The organism is Blastococcus carthaginiensis, from assembly GCF_030731085.1.
GTDB classification, from domain to species: domain Bacteria; phylum Actinomycetota; class Actinomycetes; order Mycobacteriales; family Geodermatophilaceae; genus Blastococcus; species Blastococcus carthaginiensis.
In genome coordinates, this window is the sequence record NZ_JASNFN010000002.1 from 70,521 (window position 1) to 83,387 (window position 12,867).

The following is a 12,867-nucleotide window of genomic DNA, read 5'->3' on the forward strand; positions in this document are numbered from 1 at the left end:
GTCAACCGGGGAGCGCCCGATCGGCTTCCGGCGGCACCCGTGCCCCGTCCCCCTCGGCCGCCGACGTCGCGTCCACCCAGGCGTCGATCGTCTCCCACCACCGGTAGAGCCAGTCGACCTGCTCGGCCGGGTCGCGCGGCACGTCGGCGGCGGGGACGAACCACCAGCGCAGGTGCAGGGCCTTGTCCATCGGGAGACCGCGCCAGACGTCGCGCGGCGTGTTCAGGTGCTCGAGGCCGGTGTGCGCCACGAAGACGACGTCGGCGTGCGGCGCCGCGCCCAGGGCCGCCGCCACCCCGGCCGGTCGGGGCGGCAGCACGTGCCGCATCTCCTCCGCCCGGCGCACCGCCGCCAGCAGCCCCCGGTCGCGGAGCCCCTGGATGGCGCGGGTGCGCCGCCGGGCCGTGAAGTTCGCGCCCTCGGGGAAGATCAGCAGCGCGTCCTCGTCTCCCAGGTCGCGGGCCAGGCCGGCGATCGCCTCCTCCGAGCTGTACCCGCCGGCCGGGTCGGCCGGCACGAAGTGGTTGGGCAGCCGGTTGAGGTAGACGTCGATCATCGGGTCCAGCTGCAGCACGTCCTTGAGCACGATCCGCGGCCGGCGCAGGTGGTCGCGGTCCATCAGGGTGTGCACCAGCAGGAACGAGTCGCCGGGGCCCGCGTGCCGGGACAGCACCACCATGGCGTTGGTCGAGCCGGGGAGACCGTCGTCCAGCGGTGACCACGACGCGCCGTCGGTGACCAGCCGCAGGGCGAAGAGCCGCTGCCCGGCCCGCATCAGCGTGTCCAGCAGCAGCCGCAGGACGGTGTAGTGGGCTGCGCGCGACCGCGGCGCCGTGAGTCGGCGACCGAACCCGCTGAGCACCCAGAGCACCCCCGCGGCCACGAGCCCCACGACCTGCAGCGCGAGGTAGACCAGCGCGAAGCAGAGCAGCCGCAGGCCGCGCCAGTGCCCGGGGAGCCACACCGAGGCGACGGCGGCCACCAGGACGAGCACCGGCAGCAGCAGCACCGCGGCCACGAGAGCCACGACCAGCAGCGGACCGGTGAACCGGCGCACGCGCCGCGGGGGCAGCACCTCAGGCCGTCCCGGCGCCGGCGGCCCCGGAGCGCCCCAGGTAGTCCCGCGCCGCGGAGTGCGCCCGGGCGATCCGCGCGGGGACGCCGGAGAAGTCGCGGTAGCGCAGGTCTCCCGCGCCGGGCGCGGCAGCACCGCCCGAGGGCAGCACGTGCGCCGTCACCCCCGGGGGCAGCGCGGCCAGGTCGGCGGCGAACCGGTGCCGGCGGGCGATCTCGAAGGCCACGAGCCCCACCTCCCACGGGCGGGCCGGCGGGCGCAGCGGCCGGTCGATCCGGCCGACGTGCAGCACGTAGATCGTCTCGGCGCCGAGGGCGACCGCCCGGCCGACCGGGATGCTGTGCACCAGCCCGCCGTCCAGGTAGTGCTCCCCGTCGATCTCCACCGCCGGCAGCAGACCGGGGACGGCGCAGGAGGCGAGCACCGCGTCGACCAGCGGGCCGTCGGTGAACCAGTGCTCGGCGGCCCGTTCGATGCTGGAGGCGACGCACTGGAAGGGGATGGCGAGCTCGCCGAACGTCCGCACCGGCAGGTGTTCCTCCAGCAGCTCGCGCAGCGGCTCCCGGGAGTGCAGGTGGGTGCGGGTGCGCACGAGGGTGCCGAGCCGGGCCAGCACCGACCCCGCGAAGACCCCGCGTTCGGCCAGGTCCTCCCACACCGCGCGCAGCCGGCTCACGGCGCCCGCGGTCGGGTCGGTGGCGACGAGCGCCCCGTTGATCGCGCCGACCGACGTCCCCACGACCAGGTCGGGCCGGATCCCGGCCTCCACCAGGGCCTGCAGCATGCCGACCTCGGCCGCACCCATGACCCCGCCGCCGCCGAGGACGAACGCCGTCCTCCCCCGCCCGGCCGCGGTCCCCGATGCCATGCCCGCATCGTGTCACCCTGGCCCCGCCACGGCAGGGGCGGCGGCGTCCGGCCCCGGGCGGCGGCAGGCCACCCGGCAGACCCGGGTCCCTCGCCTCGGCGGGGCGCAGGCGCCCCAGGGTCGGAAGACCCTGCTGACCGGGCTTCCCGGGAGGTGCACTCGTGCGGTGACGACGCGGCTGGAGGCGGGCAGCCGGGACGTCGGTCGCCCCCGTGGCGGCCCCGCCCGCGCCGGCCGCCCGCCGGTGCAGCGCCACCCCGTCGACCTCGTCCGGGTGGTGCTGGGCGCCGCCGTGCTCGGGCTCGGCTTCCTCGTCGCCCAGCGGGGGCAGCTCCCCGTCTTCGAGAGGGACCTGTTCCAGCTCGTCAACGGGCTGCCGGCGGTGGTTTTCCCGCTCGTCTGGGTGGTCATGCAGCTCGGCAACGCGGTGGCCGTCCCGGTGCTGGCGACCGGCGCGCTGGCCGCGCGGCGGGTGCGCGTGGCACGGGACCTGCTGCTCTCCGGCCTGCTCGCCTACGTCGCGGCCGACCTGGTCAAGGGCGTGGTCCGGCGGGAGCGGCCGGGCGGCTTCGCCGTCGAGGTCAACTTCCCGGAGGGGCCGGTCGGTGGACTGGGCTTCATCTCCGGGCACTCCGCGGTCGCCGCCGCGCTGGCGACCGCGGCGGTGCCCTACCTCTCGCGGCGAGCTCGGCGCGTCGCCTGGGTGCTGGCCTGGTCGGTCGCCCTCGCCCGCATCTACGTCGGCGCCCACCTGCCGCTCGACGTCGTCGGCGGCGTGGCCGTCGGCTGGGCCATCGGCTCGCTCGTGCACTGGGTCTGCGGCGTGCCCCGCCGCGAGGTCGACCCGCGCCGGCTCAGCGGGCTGCTGGCCCGGCTGGGCCTGCCCGTCGCCGACGTCCGGCCGGCCGCGGTCGAGGCCCGCAGCTCGCACCCGTTCGACGCCACCACCCCCGCGGGGCAGCGGCTGTACGTGAAGTACCTCGAACCCGACCGCGCCGAGCGGGACTGGTTGTACCGCCTGTACCGGCTGCTCGCCGTCCGGGACGTCAAGGACGCCGACGCCGTCGCGCCGCTGGGGCAGCAGGCCGAGCACGAGGCGGTCGCCGCGATGACCGCCCGGGAGCGCGGGGTGCGGACCCCGCGCATCCTGCTCGCCCGGGGGGACGACCGGGGCGCCGTGGTGGTGCAGGAACTCCTCCCCGCCCGGCCGCTGGACGACCTGCTGCCCGAGGCGATCACCCCGGAGCTCCTGGCCGAGGTCTGGGCGCAGGTCGGCCTGCTGCGCCAGGCACGGGTCGCCCACCACGACCTCGTGGCGGGCAGCATCGTGGTCGACGAGGGCGGCCGGCCCTGGATCGTGGACTTCGGCAACGCCCTCACGGGCGCCTCCGACGACTCGCTCGCCGGCGACGTCGCCGAGCTCATGGCCTCACTCGTGCTCCTCGTCGAACCGTCCCTCGTCGTCGGCCCGGCCGTGGACCGGCTCGGCCCGGCAGCGGTCGCGACGGCGCTGCCGGCCCTCGCGCCGCTCAGCCTCTCCTCGGCGACCCGCGCGCGGCTGCGGACCCGGCCGGGCCGGCTCGACCAGCTCCGCACCGAGGTGCGCGCGCGGCTGGGCCTGCCCGACCCGGCCCGGCCGGAGTTCGCGCCGGCCGGTTGGCCGGCGCGGACCGCCGTGGCCCTGGGCTCGATCGGCGCGCTGGTGGGCGTGCCGCTGCTGGCGGGGGCCGGCCCGATGGCCGAGGTGGTCGGGCGCGGCGGCTGGCGGTGGCTCGGCGCCGCGGTGGCGCTGGCCGTCCTGGCCCGGATCGCCATGGCCGCCGGCGCGCTGGTGACCGTGGAGCGGCGCATCGCCCTGGGCCACACCTACGGCGCCGGCATGGTGGCCGACAGCGCAGGGCTGGTGCACGGCCGCGACGGCTGGCGGCGGGCCGCGGCCCGCTTCCTGGAGCGGGCCGGGGTGCTGCCCGACGCCGCGGCGGCGGCGCTGGCCCGCTTCACCGCGGGCGCCGTCGTGGCCGCCGCCGTCGTGGCCGTGGCCACCTTCGTCCTCGCCGTGGTGGAGGGCCGGCTGACCGGCTGGCGGACGCCCGAGGCGCTGGTCCCCGCCGTCGTCGTCGGGCTGGGGGCGTGGGTGCTCGTGCTCACCGGGCAGTGGCTGGCCCTGCGCCGGTCGGGGGCAGCACCGGCCCGGACCGAGCTCCGGGCGGACGTCGGGCAGGCGCTGCGCGACCTGCTCACCGTCCGGCGGCCGGGCCCCGACGGCCTGCCGCGGCGCCGCGGCACCCAGCTGGCGTGGACGGTCGCCGGGGTCTTCCTCGAGGCCGCCGTCCTGGCCGCGGCGCTGCACAGCGTCGGCGGGCGGGTCGCGCTGCTGGCCACCGCGACCGTCTACGGCGTGCTGCACCTGCTGTGGTCGGTCGTCCCCGTGACGGCGGCTCCCGGCGCGGCCGACGTGGCCCTGCTGCTCGCACTGACCGCGCTCGGTGCGCCGCTCGCCGGCGCCTGCGCCGGTGTGGTGCTCTTCCGGCTGCTCACCTTCTGGCTGCCGGCCGCGGCCGGCGCAGCCCTCACGGCGCGCTTCGAGCACCGGTCCCGCTTGTGAGCACGTTTCCCGCCGGTCCTCGCCCTCCCCGGCCGACGGGTGGGGACGCGCGGCCCGGCGTGGGCGACCCGGTCAGGGCACCGGGCCGGCGCCTACCACCGTCCGTGCCGCCGCCCCGTCGGCGCCGACGCCGACGTCGGCGGTGGCGGTGGCGGTGGCGGTGGCCTCGTTGCGGCCGGCCCCGTCAGGGATCATCGGACCCCGGCAGGTCGCACGGCCGCCGCCCCGAGCAGATCGCGAGCCAGCATGCCCGAGACGTCGACCGCCGCCCCCGCCGAACCGGGGACCAACTGGGCCGGCAACGTCGCCTACCGGGCGGCGCGGCTGCACCGGCCGGCGAGCCTCGCCGAGCTGCAGTCGGTCGTGGCCGGCAGCGAGCGGGTCAAGGCGCTCGGCTCCCGGCACTGCTTCAACGACATCGCCGACACCCCCGCCGACCTGGTGGCCCTCGACCGGCTGCCCGGCGAGGTGGTGCTCGAGCCGGCCCCGGACGGCGACGGCGGCACCGCCTGGGTCCCCGGCGGCGCCCGCTACAGCGAGGTGGTCCCCCACCTGGCCGAGCACGGCTCCGCGCTGCACAACCTCGCCTCGCTGCCGCACATCACCGTCGCGGGCGCCACGGCCACCGGGACCCACGGGTCGGGCAACCGGAACGGCTCGCTGAGCACCGCCGTGGTCGGCCTGGAGCTGGTCCGCGCCGACGGCGAGCTGGTGCGGCTGGCCCCCGGTGACCCCGACTTCGCCGGCGCCGTCGTCCACCTCGGCGCGCTGGGCGTGGTGACCCGGATCGGCCTGCGGTACCAGCCGGCCTTCCAGGTGCGCACCGACGTCTACGTGGAGCTGACCTGGGAGCGGCTGTTCGCCGACTTCGACGCCGTCGCCGATGCCGCCTACAGCGTCAGCGTGTTCACCGACTGGCGCGAGGTGACCCAGGTGTGGGTCAAGGCCCGCACGGACGAGCACGCGGTCGTGCCGGAGGAGTTCTTCGGGGCCCGGGCCGCGACGGAGCCCACCCACATGCTGCCGGGCACCCCGGTGGAGAACCTCACCGACCAGCTGGGGCTCCCCGGCGAGTGGCACGAGCGGCTGCCCCACTTCCGCACCGGCTTCACCCCGAGCAGCGGCGAGGAGCTGCAGACCGAGTACTTCGTCCCGCGGCAGCACGGGCGGGAGGCGTGCGAGGCCCTGCGCTCGCTGGCGCACCGCATCGCGCCGCTGCTCCAGGTGAGCGAGCTGCGCACCGTGGCGGCCGACGACCTGTGGCTGAGCCCGGCGTACGGCGGGGACGTGCTGGCCCTGCACTTCACCTGGCTGCCCGAGGAGGAGCGGGTGCGCGCGCTGCTGCCCGCGATCGAGGCGGCGCTGCGCCCGTACGGCGCCCGCCCGCACTGGGGCAAGCTCTTCACCACCGGCGCCGACGAGCTCGCCGCCCTGTACCCGCGGATGGGCTCGTTCCGAGAGCTCGTCCGGCGCTTCGACCCGCAGGGGGTCTTCCGCAACGCCTACCTGGACCGGACCGTCGCCGCCTTCGCCTGACCGGGCGCCGTCAGCCGGTGGCCGCGCCCCGCGCGACGCCGAGCTGCTGCGCGGTGGCCTCGGCCAGGGAACCGGCGTCGACGGCGACCGTCACCACGGTGGCGCCCTCCGCGGCGTAGCCGGCGGCCTCCTCACCGCTGCGCGCGTGCACGCCCACGGGCACCCCGGCGGCTCGAGCCCGGGCGATGATCGAGGACAGCACCGCGCGGAGCTCGTCCCGCTGGTCGTCGCCGGTCAGCTGCAGCGACAGCCCGAGGTCCGCCGGGCCGACGTACACCCCGTCCACCCCCGGCACGCCGAGGACGGCGTCGAGGTCGGCGAGCATCGACGCCGCCTCCACCATGACGAGCACCAGCGGCTCGTCGGCCCCGCCGGAGAGCCGGCCGATGGACCGGCCGCCGGCGGGTGCGTACCGGCAGGCGGCGACGATCTCGCGGGTGTGCGCGGCGTCGCGGACGTTGGGCACGATGACGCCGCGGGCGCCGAGGTCCAGCGGCCGCCCGAGGTCGGGGAACAGCGAGCTGCGGGTGCGCACCAGCGGCACCGAGCCCGCCGCCGTGATCGCCGCACAGGTGCCCGGGAGCTCGGCCTCGGCGGTGGCCCCGTGCTGCAGGTCGACGACCACGTAGTCGGCGCCGGTCCGCGCGAGCACCTCACCGGTCACCGCCCCGGGCAGCAGGCTCCACAGCCCGTGGCAGGGCCGGCCCTCCGACCACCGCTGCCGCAGCTCCGCCTCGCCGCCCGCCATCCGGCCCTCCCCTGTCGTCGCCCGGTCCGGTCCGATCCTGCGCGCACCGCGCGGACCGCGCGACCGAGAGGCCGGGACACCGCGCGAGGAGCGCACGTCCAGCCGCACCGGCCGACGTGGAGCCGCGCCACGGTGCGGCTGGACGTCGGCCGGCGCGGCTCAACCCGTCGGGGACTCGCCCGCCCGGGAACCACCCTGCGGCGCCTCGGCGCCCCGCGGCAGCCGGCCCATCAGGAAGAACTCCGGGTTCGGCGTGATCGCCGCGAAGTGCGCCAGCCGGTTGGAGAGTGCGAAGAACGACGTGATCATGCCGACGTCCCACACATCGTCCTCGGTCAGGCCGTGCTCGGTGAGGGTGGCCAGGTCCGCGGCGGTGACCGAGGCCGGGTCGGCCGCCAGCCGGGTGGCCACCGCGAGCACGGCGTGCATGCGCGGCGACAGCGGCGCCTTCCGCCAGTCCACGGCGACGTGGTCGGCGATGTGCGGGTCCTTGCTGCGGATGCGGGCGACGGCGCCGTGGGCGACGACGCAGTACAGGCAGTCGTTGCCGGCGCTGGTCGCCACCACGATCAGCTCGCGGTCGGCCTTGGAGAGCCCCGGCGTCTCCTTGTCCATGAGCGCGTCGTGCATCGCGAAGAACGCCCGCGCCTCGTCCGACCGCCAGGCGAGCGCCGCGAAGACGTTGGGCAGGAAGCCCGACTTCTCCGCCACCTCCGCGTAGCGCTCGGCCAGGTCGGGGGGCAGCTCGTCGGCGGGCCGGAGGGGGAAGCGGCTGATCGGCATCTCGGTCACGGGCCCACCCTGGCAGCGACCGGCACGCACGTCACCCCGCGGAGGTGACGGCGGCCAGCACCGCCGGGTACGCCGCCTCCGCGGCCGCCCGCAGCTCCGCGTCGGTGCGGTCCTGGACCGGGTGCGGGACGAGCACGCAGGGCGCCGGGAACCCCAGCGCGCTGCCCTGCGCCCGGGCCGCCTCGGCGAAGGCCTCGCTGGCGAGGAACACCCCGACGACGCCGCGGCGCTCGAGATCGGCGATGTCGTGCACACTGCACGACGTGCACGAGCCCTAATCGGCCAGCGCCTCGATGACCACCTCGCACTGCTCGGCGATCTCGTGCCGCAGGTCCACCGGGGCGGTGCGGGCGAAGGTGGGCTTGCGGTACCGGCGCACGACCGCCCCGTCGGCGGCGAGCAGTTCGGCCAGCCGGTCGAGGACGACGTCGCCGCGCGCCTTGCTGATGTCGAGCAGCCCCACGCTGCGGCCGCGCAGCGTCTTCGGGCGGGGCAGCGGTTCCCGGGCGGACGCCTGCCGCTCGCCGGTCGGGTCCAGGACGGTCCTCATGCGCGCACCTCTCTCGTCACCGGGGCGCTCCCGGTCTCCCCGGACACCCAGCCGCCCACGATCGCGCTGAACAGCCCGGCATCGCCGCCGGCGTGCGCCACCAGCAGGCCACCGGGCCGGAACTTCGGCAGCTCCGCCCCCGCCAGCCCGGCCGGCACCCCCTCGGCCATGCCGCCGGCCCCGCGCACCAGCTCCTCGCCGGGCAGCGTCAGCAGCTCCTCGAGCTCGACCAGCAGGCGGGCGCGGTCCCAGCCCGCCTCGCGGAACGACCGGCCGTGCTCGGGCGAGACGACCAGCATGGCGTCGAACGCCATCGGCAGCTTCGGGTGGGCGTTCACGCGCAGGCAGGCCGCGAAGGTGCGCGCCAGCGACGCCGGGTCGCGGCTGAGCTGGTCGACCACCGGCTGCACGCCCGACCCGGCGAACACCGTCACCGCGTCGCCGGTCACCCCGCGGTCGGCGGCCAGCGGCGCAAACGGGCTGTCGTGCTCGCGCTCGGCGAAGCAGAAGGTGAACTTGCCCGGGTTGCCCAGGGTCGCCCGGTCCACCTCGCCGGGGCGGCCGCCGCCGACGTTGCGCACCACCAGCTGCAGGGCCCGGCCGATCGTGGCGTTGGCGCGGTTGCCCTGGCCGAGGGCGTTGACCCCGCTGTTCATGCCGATCCGGCCGGCGACGGGCCCGTTGACCACCACCACCGGCCCGGCGAAGTACGTCGTCGCCAGCAGCCCGTGCAGCGCGAACTCCTCGGCGGCCGCCGCCTCGAGCGCGGCCAGCACCACCGGCAGGTGCTCGGGCAGGCACCCGGCCAGCACCGCGTTGACGGCCACCTTCTCGACGGTGCACTCGACGAGGTCGGGCGGGACGACGGCGACGACCTCGGCGGGGTCCCGGGTGGTGCCGCGCAGCATCCGCAGCACCCGCTCCGGCGTCGGCGGGACGACGGGCAGCCCGTCGGTCCAGCCGCGGTCGAACAGGGCCTCGTGCTCGTCCTCGAGCTCGGCGAGCTCGATCCGCCGGCTGGCCAGCCCGCTGCCGCCGTAGCGCGCCTCCAGCGCATCGACCCGGAACGGGTCCACCGACAGCGAGCCGCAGCCCGGCCGGTGCTCGGGCAGCCCCTCCCCGAGGTCGGGGACGCCGGTCAGCTCCGCCCACTGCTCCCGGCTCCAGCCGACCACCCGGGCGGTCTCCGCGCCGTCGGCCACGCGCAGCAGCGTCGGCACGGTCTCGATGCCCAGCCGGTAGGAGAGCTCCAGCTCGGTGTCGTCGCCGTCGAACCACCCGGCGTCGTCCTGGCACCAGACGGCGGCGCCGAGCCGCCGCAGCACCGGCTCCACGAGGACGCAGGTGGGGCAGTCGCGCTTGACCACGGCCACGAGACCGTCCGGGAGCCGCACGACGCGACCGTACCCAGGTGCCGCTCCCCTGGCGAGGGAGGCGCCGCGGTCAGCCGCCCCGGGGCCCGAAGCGCATCAGGCGCACGGCCTCCGGCAGCGTGGCGAGCCCCGCGAGCAGGTCCGCCGGCAGCGGCGCGCTGACGTCGGTGACCGCGTAGCCGTGCTCCCCGCGCGTGGCGAGCACCTGGGCGTCGACGTTGAGGCCGTGCTCGCCGACCAGCGCGTCGACCCGCGCGAGCACACCGGGCACGTTGCGGTGCAGCAGCGCGAAACGGTCGGCCGAGGAGCCGTGCAGGACCACCGTGGGCAGGTTGACGCTCAACGTCGTCGTCCCCGTGGCGGTGTAGTCGACGAGCTTGCCGGCCACGAACCGCCCGATGTCGTGCTGCGCCTCCTGGGTCGACCCGCCGATGTGCGGGGTGAGGATCACGTTGGGCAGGCCGCGGAGGACGGAGGTGAACTCGTCCCCCTGCTCGCGCGGCTCGAGCGGGAAGACGTCGACCGCCGCCCCGGCGATGTGCCCGCTCAGGATGCTGTCTCGCAGCGCCTCGTGGTCGAGGACGAACCCGCGGGACAGGTTGAGGAACAGGCTGCGCGGGCGCATCCGGGCGAACTGCTCGGCCCCGAACAGGCCGGCGTTGCCCGCCCGCCCGTCCACGTGCAGCGTGACGGTCTCCGCCCGCTCGAGGAGCTCGTCGAGGCTGTCGCAGCGCTCCGCGTTGCCGAGCGCGAGCTTGTCCTCGAGGTCGTAGAACAGGACCCGCATGCCGAGGGCCTCGGCCAGGACCGAGAGCTGGCTGCCGATGTTGCCGTAGCCGATGATGCCGAGGGTCCGCCCGCGGATCTCGTGGCTGCCGGCGGCCGACTTGTCCCAGGTGCCGGCGTGCAGCGACCGGTCGCGGTCGACCAGCCGCCGGGCCAGGATGATGATGTCGGCGATCGCCATCTCGACGACGCTGCGGGTGTTGGAGAACGGCGCGTTGAACACCGCCACGCCCGCGGCCGCGGCCGCCGTCAGGTCGATCTGGTTGGTGCCGATGCAGAAGGCCCCCACCGCCGCGAGGTCGGGGCGGTTGCGCAGCACCTCGGCGGTCACCTGCGTCTTCGACCGGATGCCCAGCAGGTCGACGCCGTCGAGCGCGGCGATCAGGTCCGCCTCGTCCAGTGCCCCGCGCATGGACTCGACCTCGTAGCCGGCGGAACCGAGGATCTCGGTCGCGACCGGGTCGATGTTCTCCAGCAGCAGCGCTCTGGGCACGTCCAGGACCTCCTCGACCGTGGGACCGCCGGCCGGTGCGCCGGCGCGTCGCCGGGCGTGCGCGACGCCGACCAGTATCCCGGCGGCGCCGGGACGCCCTGCGACCGGTCCTGCTGCGCCCGGCACGCGGCGCTGGTCTACTTCCCGGGCGGCCGCACCCGGCGGCCGCGGGGGGAGGCGGTGCGACGTGTGGGCTCAGCGGCTGAGCGGACCGTTCGCCTTCGAGCGGGTGGAGGTCGCCGCCCCGCGCGCGGAGGACCTGGCGGCCGGCCAGGTGCTGCTCGCGACGAGGGCCGGGGGGATCTGCGGCAGCGACCTGCCCTTCTTCAAGGGCGCGCCCTTCCTCCACGCCCCGAACCCGGCGGACCGGACGGTGACGCCGGTCCCCGGCTTCCCGCTGCACGAGGTGGTCGGCGAGGTGGTCGCCAGCCGGCACCCGGCCCACTTCCCCGGCGACCTGGTGGTCGGCTGGGCGGCCGCGTTCGACGGGATCGCCGAACTGCTGGTCACCGACGGCGACGGGCTGGCCGGCTACGACACCGCGCTGCCACCCACCACCGCCGTCATGCTCCAGCCGCTGGCCTGCGTCCTCTACGCCGCGGAGCAGCTCGGCGACGTGCGCGGGAAGGCGGTCGCCGTCGTCGGGCAGGGCCCCATCGGGCTGCTGTTCAGCCACGTGCTCAAGCAGCGCGGCGCCCGCCACGTCGTCGGCATCGACCGGGTGGACCGCAGCGCCGCGGCCGGCGCCTTCGGGGTGGACGAGACCGTCACCGCGAGCGCGAGCCGCTGGGCCGCGACCCTCCCGGACGCCGACCGCCCGTCCGTCGTCGTCGAGGCGGTGGGGCACCAGGTGACCACGCTGCAGGACTGCCTGGCCGCCGCTGCCCCCGGGGGCGAGATCCTCTACTTCGGCATCCCCGACGACCCGGTCTACCCGCTGGACATGATCACGTTCCTGCGGAAGAACCTGACGTTGCGCGCCGGGGTCACGCTCGAGCGCGCCCGGGTGCTGCGGGACGCGGGCGCTTACCTCGCGGCCCACCCCGGGTTGCCCGACGTCTACGTCAGCGACGTCCACCCCGTCGACGACGTCCAGACCGCCTTCGCCGCCGCGATCCAGCCGCGGGCCGGCCAGTACAAGATCGTGCTCGACACGGCCTGACCGGAGGGCGGCCGGTCAGGCCGTCGGCGGCACCCGGGACCCGGGAGAACTTCCCGGCCGGCGGGGAAGGTGCCCGACGACGGCGGGAACCGCCGGGCGCGACCGTTGCCACGTCCACGCACCGCCGGGGCCCAGGTCGCGCCGACCGGCCCGCGGGCGGGCGCTCTCCCGTAGCCGACGAGGTCGACCATGCCCCTCTCCACGTCCCGACACGCTCTCCTCGCCGCCGCCGGCGGCTTCGCCGCGCTCGCCGTCGCAGGTAACGCCCTGCAGGGCACCACCCCCGCGCCGCACGCGGAGCCCGGGGAGGTCCTGCGTTTCTACGCCGCGGCACCGGACCGCATCGCCGTCGCGATGATGCTGTCGCTGCTGGCGCTGGTCCCGCTCGCCGTCTTCCTGGCGGCGCTCGTCCGCGCGCTGGAGGACGCGCGGACCGCTGACCCGTGGCCCGCCCGGATGGCGGGCCTCGGCGGTGCCGTGGCCACCGGCCTGCTCGCCGGCGGGTTCGCGCTCGTCTCGGCCGGCGCCCTGCGGGCGGGCAGCCCCGCCGGCCTGGCACCGGAGTCCGCCGTCGTCTTCTACGACGGCGGGCTGGCGCTCTCCGGCCTGGCCGCGCCGGTGGGGATGACCGTGCTGCTGGCCGGCACGGCGGCGTGCGTCCTCCGCACCACGGCGTTCCCCCGGTGGTTCGGCTGGGCGAGCGCGGGTCTGGCCGCGGTCGGCCTCGTGACGCCGCTGTCCTTCCTGCTCGCGCTCGTCCTCCCCCTCTGGGTCCTGGTGGCGGCCGTCGTCCTCTCCCGGCGGTCCGTCCCCGAGGAGGCGACCCGGTTCGTCCGGTAGCGGCGCCGACCCGCCGCGACCGGGAACCCCCCGCACGGA

The 12,867-nt window shown here is 76.6% G+C and carries 11 protein-coding genes and 1 pseudogene; 4 read left to right on the forward strand and 8 right to left on the reverse strand.

The window, feature by feature from the left end:
* Position 1 precedes the first annotated feature (1 nt).
* Complete coding sequence (locus tag QOZ88_RS03145) at positions 2–1,075, reverse strand: 1-acyl-sn-glycerol-3-phosphate acyltransferase (RefSeq protein ID WP_305998340.1); 1,074 nt, start codon at positions 1,073–1,075, stop codon at positions 2–4.
* Position 1,076: 1 nt separating this feature from the next.
* On the reverse strand, positions 1,077–1,943 hold the full coding sequence (locus tag QOZ88_RS03150) for a patatin-like phospholipase family protein (protein WP_305998341.1): 867 nt from the start codon (positions 1,941–1,943) through the stop codon (positions 1,077–1,079).
* A gap of 166 nt (positions 1,944–2,109) precedes the next feature.
* Here QOZ88_RS03150 and QOZ88_RS03155 point away from each other — a divergent pair, with 166 nt between their 5' ends.
* Positions 2,110–4,548, forward strand: coding sequence for a phosphatase PAP2 family protein (locus tag QOZ88_RS03155; protein WP_305998342.1), 2,439 nt, complete (start codon positions 2,110–2,112; stop codon positions 4,546–4,548).
* A gap of 72 nt (positions 4,549–4,620) precedes the next feature.
* Here QOZ88_RS03155 and QOZ88_RS03160 read toward each other — a convergent pair whose 3' ends face one another.
* The gene (locus QOZ88_RS03160; RefSeq protein ID WP_305998343.1) at positions 4,621–4,743 is read right to left on the reverse strand and encodes a hypothetical protein; all 123 of its coding nucleotides are present in this window, start codon (positions 4,741–4,743) and stop codon (positions 4,621–4,623) included.
* 51 nt (positions 4,744–4,794) lie between these two features.
* Here QOZ88_RS03160 and QOZ88_RS03165 point away from each other — a divergent pair, with 51 nt between their 5' ends.
* Positions 4,795–6,084, forward strand: a complete 1,290-nt coding sequence (locus QOZ88_RS03165) for a D-arabinono-1,4-lactone oxidase (RefSeq protein ID WP_305998344.1) — start codon at positions 4,795–4,797, stop codon at positions 6,082–6,084.
* Positions 6,085–6,094: 10 nt separating this feature from the next.
* Here the strand turns inward: QOZ88_RS03165 and QOZ88_RS03170 are convergent, their stop codons facing one another.
* The 5 genes and pseudogenes from QOZ88_RS03170 to serA all read right to left on the reverse strand — a co-directional run bounded on the left by QOZ88_RS03170 (position 6,095) and on the right by serA (position 10,826).
* Positions 6,095–6,832, reverse strand: a complete 738-nt coding sequence (locus tag QOZ88_RS03170) for an HpcH/HpaI aldolase family protein (protein WP_305998345.1) — start codon at positions 6,830–6,832, stop codon at positions 6,095–6,097.
* A 159-nt stretch (positions 6,833–6,991) separates the two neighbouring features.
* The gene (locus QOZ88_RS03175) at positions 6,992–7,615 is read right to left on the reverse strand and encodes a peroxidase-related enzyme (protein WP_305998594.1); all 624 of its coding nucleotides are present in this window, start codon (positions 7,613–7,615) and stop codon (positions 6,992–6,994) included.
* Between the two features lie 40 nt (positions 7,616–7,655).
* Positions 7,656–8,174, reverse strand: a pseudogene (locus QOZ88_RS03180) (UGSC family (seleno)protein).
* Entirely contained in the window at positions 8,171–9,568 is a 1,398-nt protein-coding gene (locus tag QOZ88_RS03185; protein ID WP_305998346.1) for a thioredoxin family protein, read from the reverse strand. Before QOZ88_RS03185 ends, QOZ88_RS03180 begins: the two are co-directional and overlap by 4 nt.
* 49 nt (positions 9,569–9,617) lie before the next feature.
* Positions 9,618–10,826 (reverse strand): phosphoglycerate dehydrogenase, encoded by a 1,209-nt coding sequence (gene serA / locus QOZ88_RS03190; protein WP_305998347.1) that lies wholly within the window; start codon positions 10,824–10,826, stop codon positions 9,618–9,620.
* A gap of 187 nt (positions 10,827–11,013) precedes the next feature.
* Here serA and QOZ88_RS03195 point away from each other — a divergent pair, with 187 nt between their 5' ends.
* Positions 11,014–11,988 (forward strand): zinc-binding dehydrogenase, encoded by a 975-nt coding sequence (locus tag QOZ88_RS03195; RefSeq protein ID WP_305998348.1) that lies wholly within the window; start codon positions 11,014–11,016, stop codon positions 11,986–11,988.
* A gap of 189 nt (positions 11,989–12,177) precedes the next feature.
* Positions 12,178–12,828, forward strand: coding sequence for a hypothetical protein (locus tag QOZ88_RS03200; protein ID WP_305998349.1), 651 nt, complete (start codon positions 12,178–12,180; stop codon positions 12,826–12,828).
* The last annotated feature ends 39 nt before the right edge of the window (positions 12,829–12,867 follow it).

What these genes read in the sequence shown, in the direction of transcription:
- QOZ88_RS03150 (WP_305998341.1), bottom strand. Translation starts at nt 1,943, where the DNA reads ATGGCATCGGGGACCGCGGCCGGGCGGGGGAGGACGGCGTTCGTCCTC.
- QOZ88_RS03160 (WP_305998343.1), bottom strand. Translation starts at nt 4,743, where the DNA reads ATGATCCCTGACGGGGCCGGCCGCAACGAGGCCACCGCCACCGCCACC.
- QOZ88_RS03165 (WP_305998344.1), top strand. Translation starts at nt 4,795, where the DNA reads ATGCCCGAGACGTCGACCGCCGCCCCCGCCGAACCGGGGACCAACTGG.
- QOZ88_RS03170 (WP_305998345.1), bottom strand. Translation starts at nt 6,832, where the DNA reads ATGGCGGGCGGCGAGGCGGAGCTGCGGCAGCGGTGGTCGGAGGGCCGG.
- QOZ88_RS03175 (WP_305998594.1), bottom strand. Translation starts at nt 7,615, where the DNA reads ATGCCGATCAGCCGCTTCCCCCTCCGGCCCGCCGACGAGCTGCCCCCC.
- QOZ88_RS03200 (WP_305998349.1), top strand. Translation starts at nt 12,178, where the DNA reads ATGCCCCTCTCCACGTCCCGACACGCTCTCCTCGCCGCCGCCGGCGGC.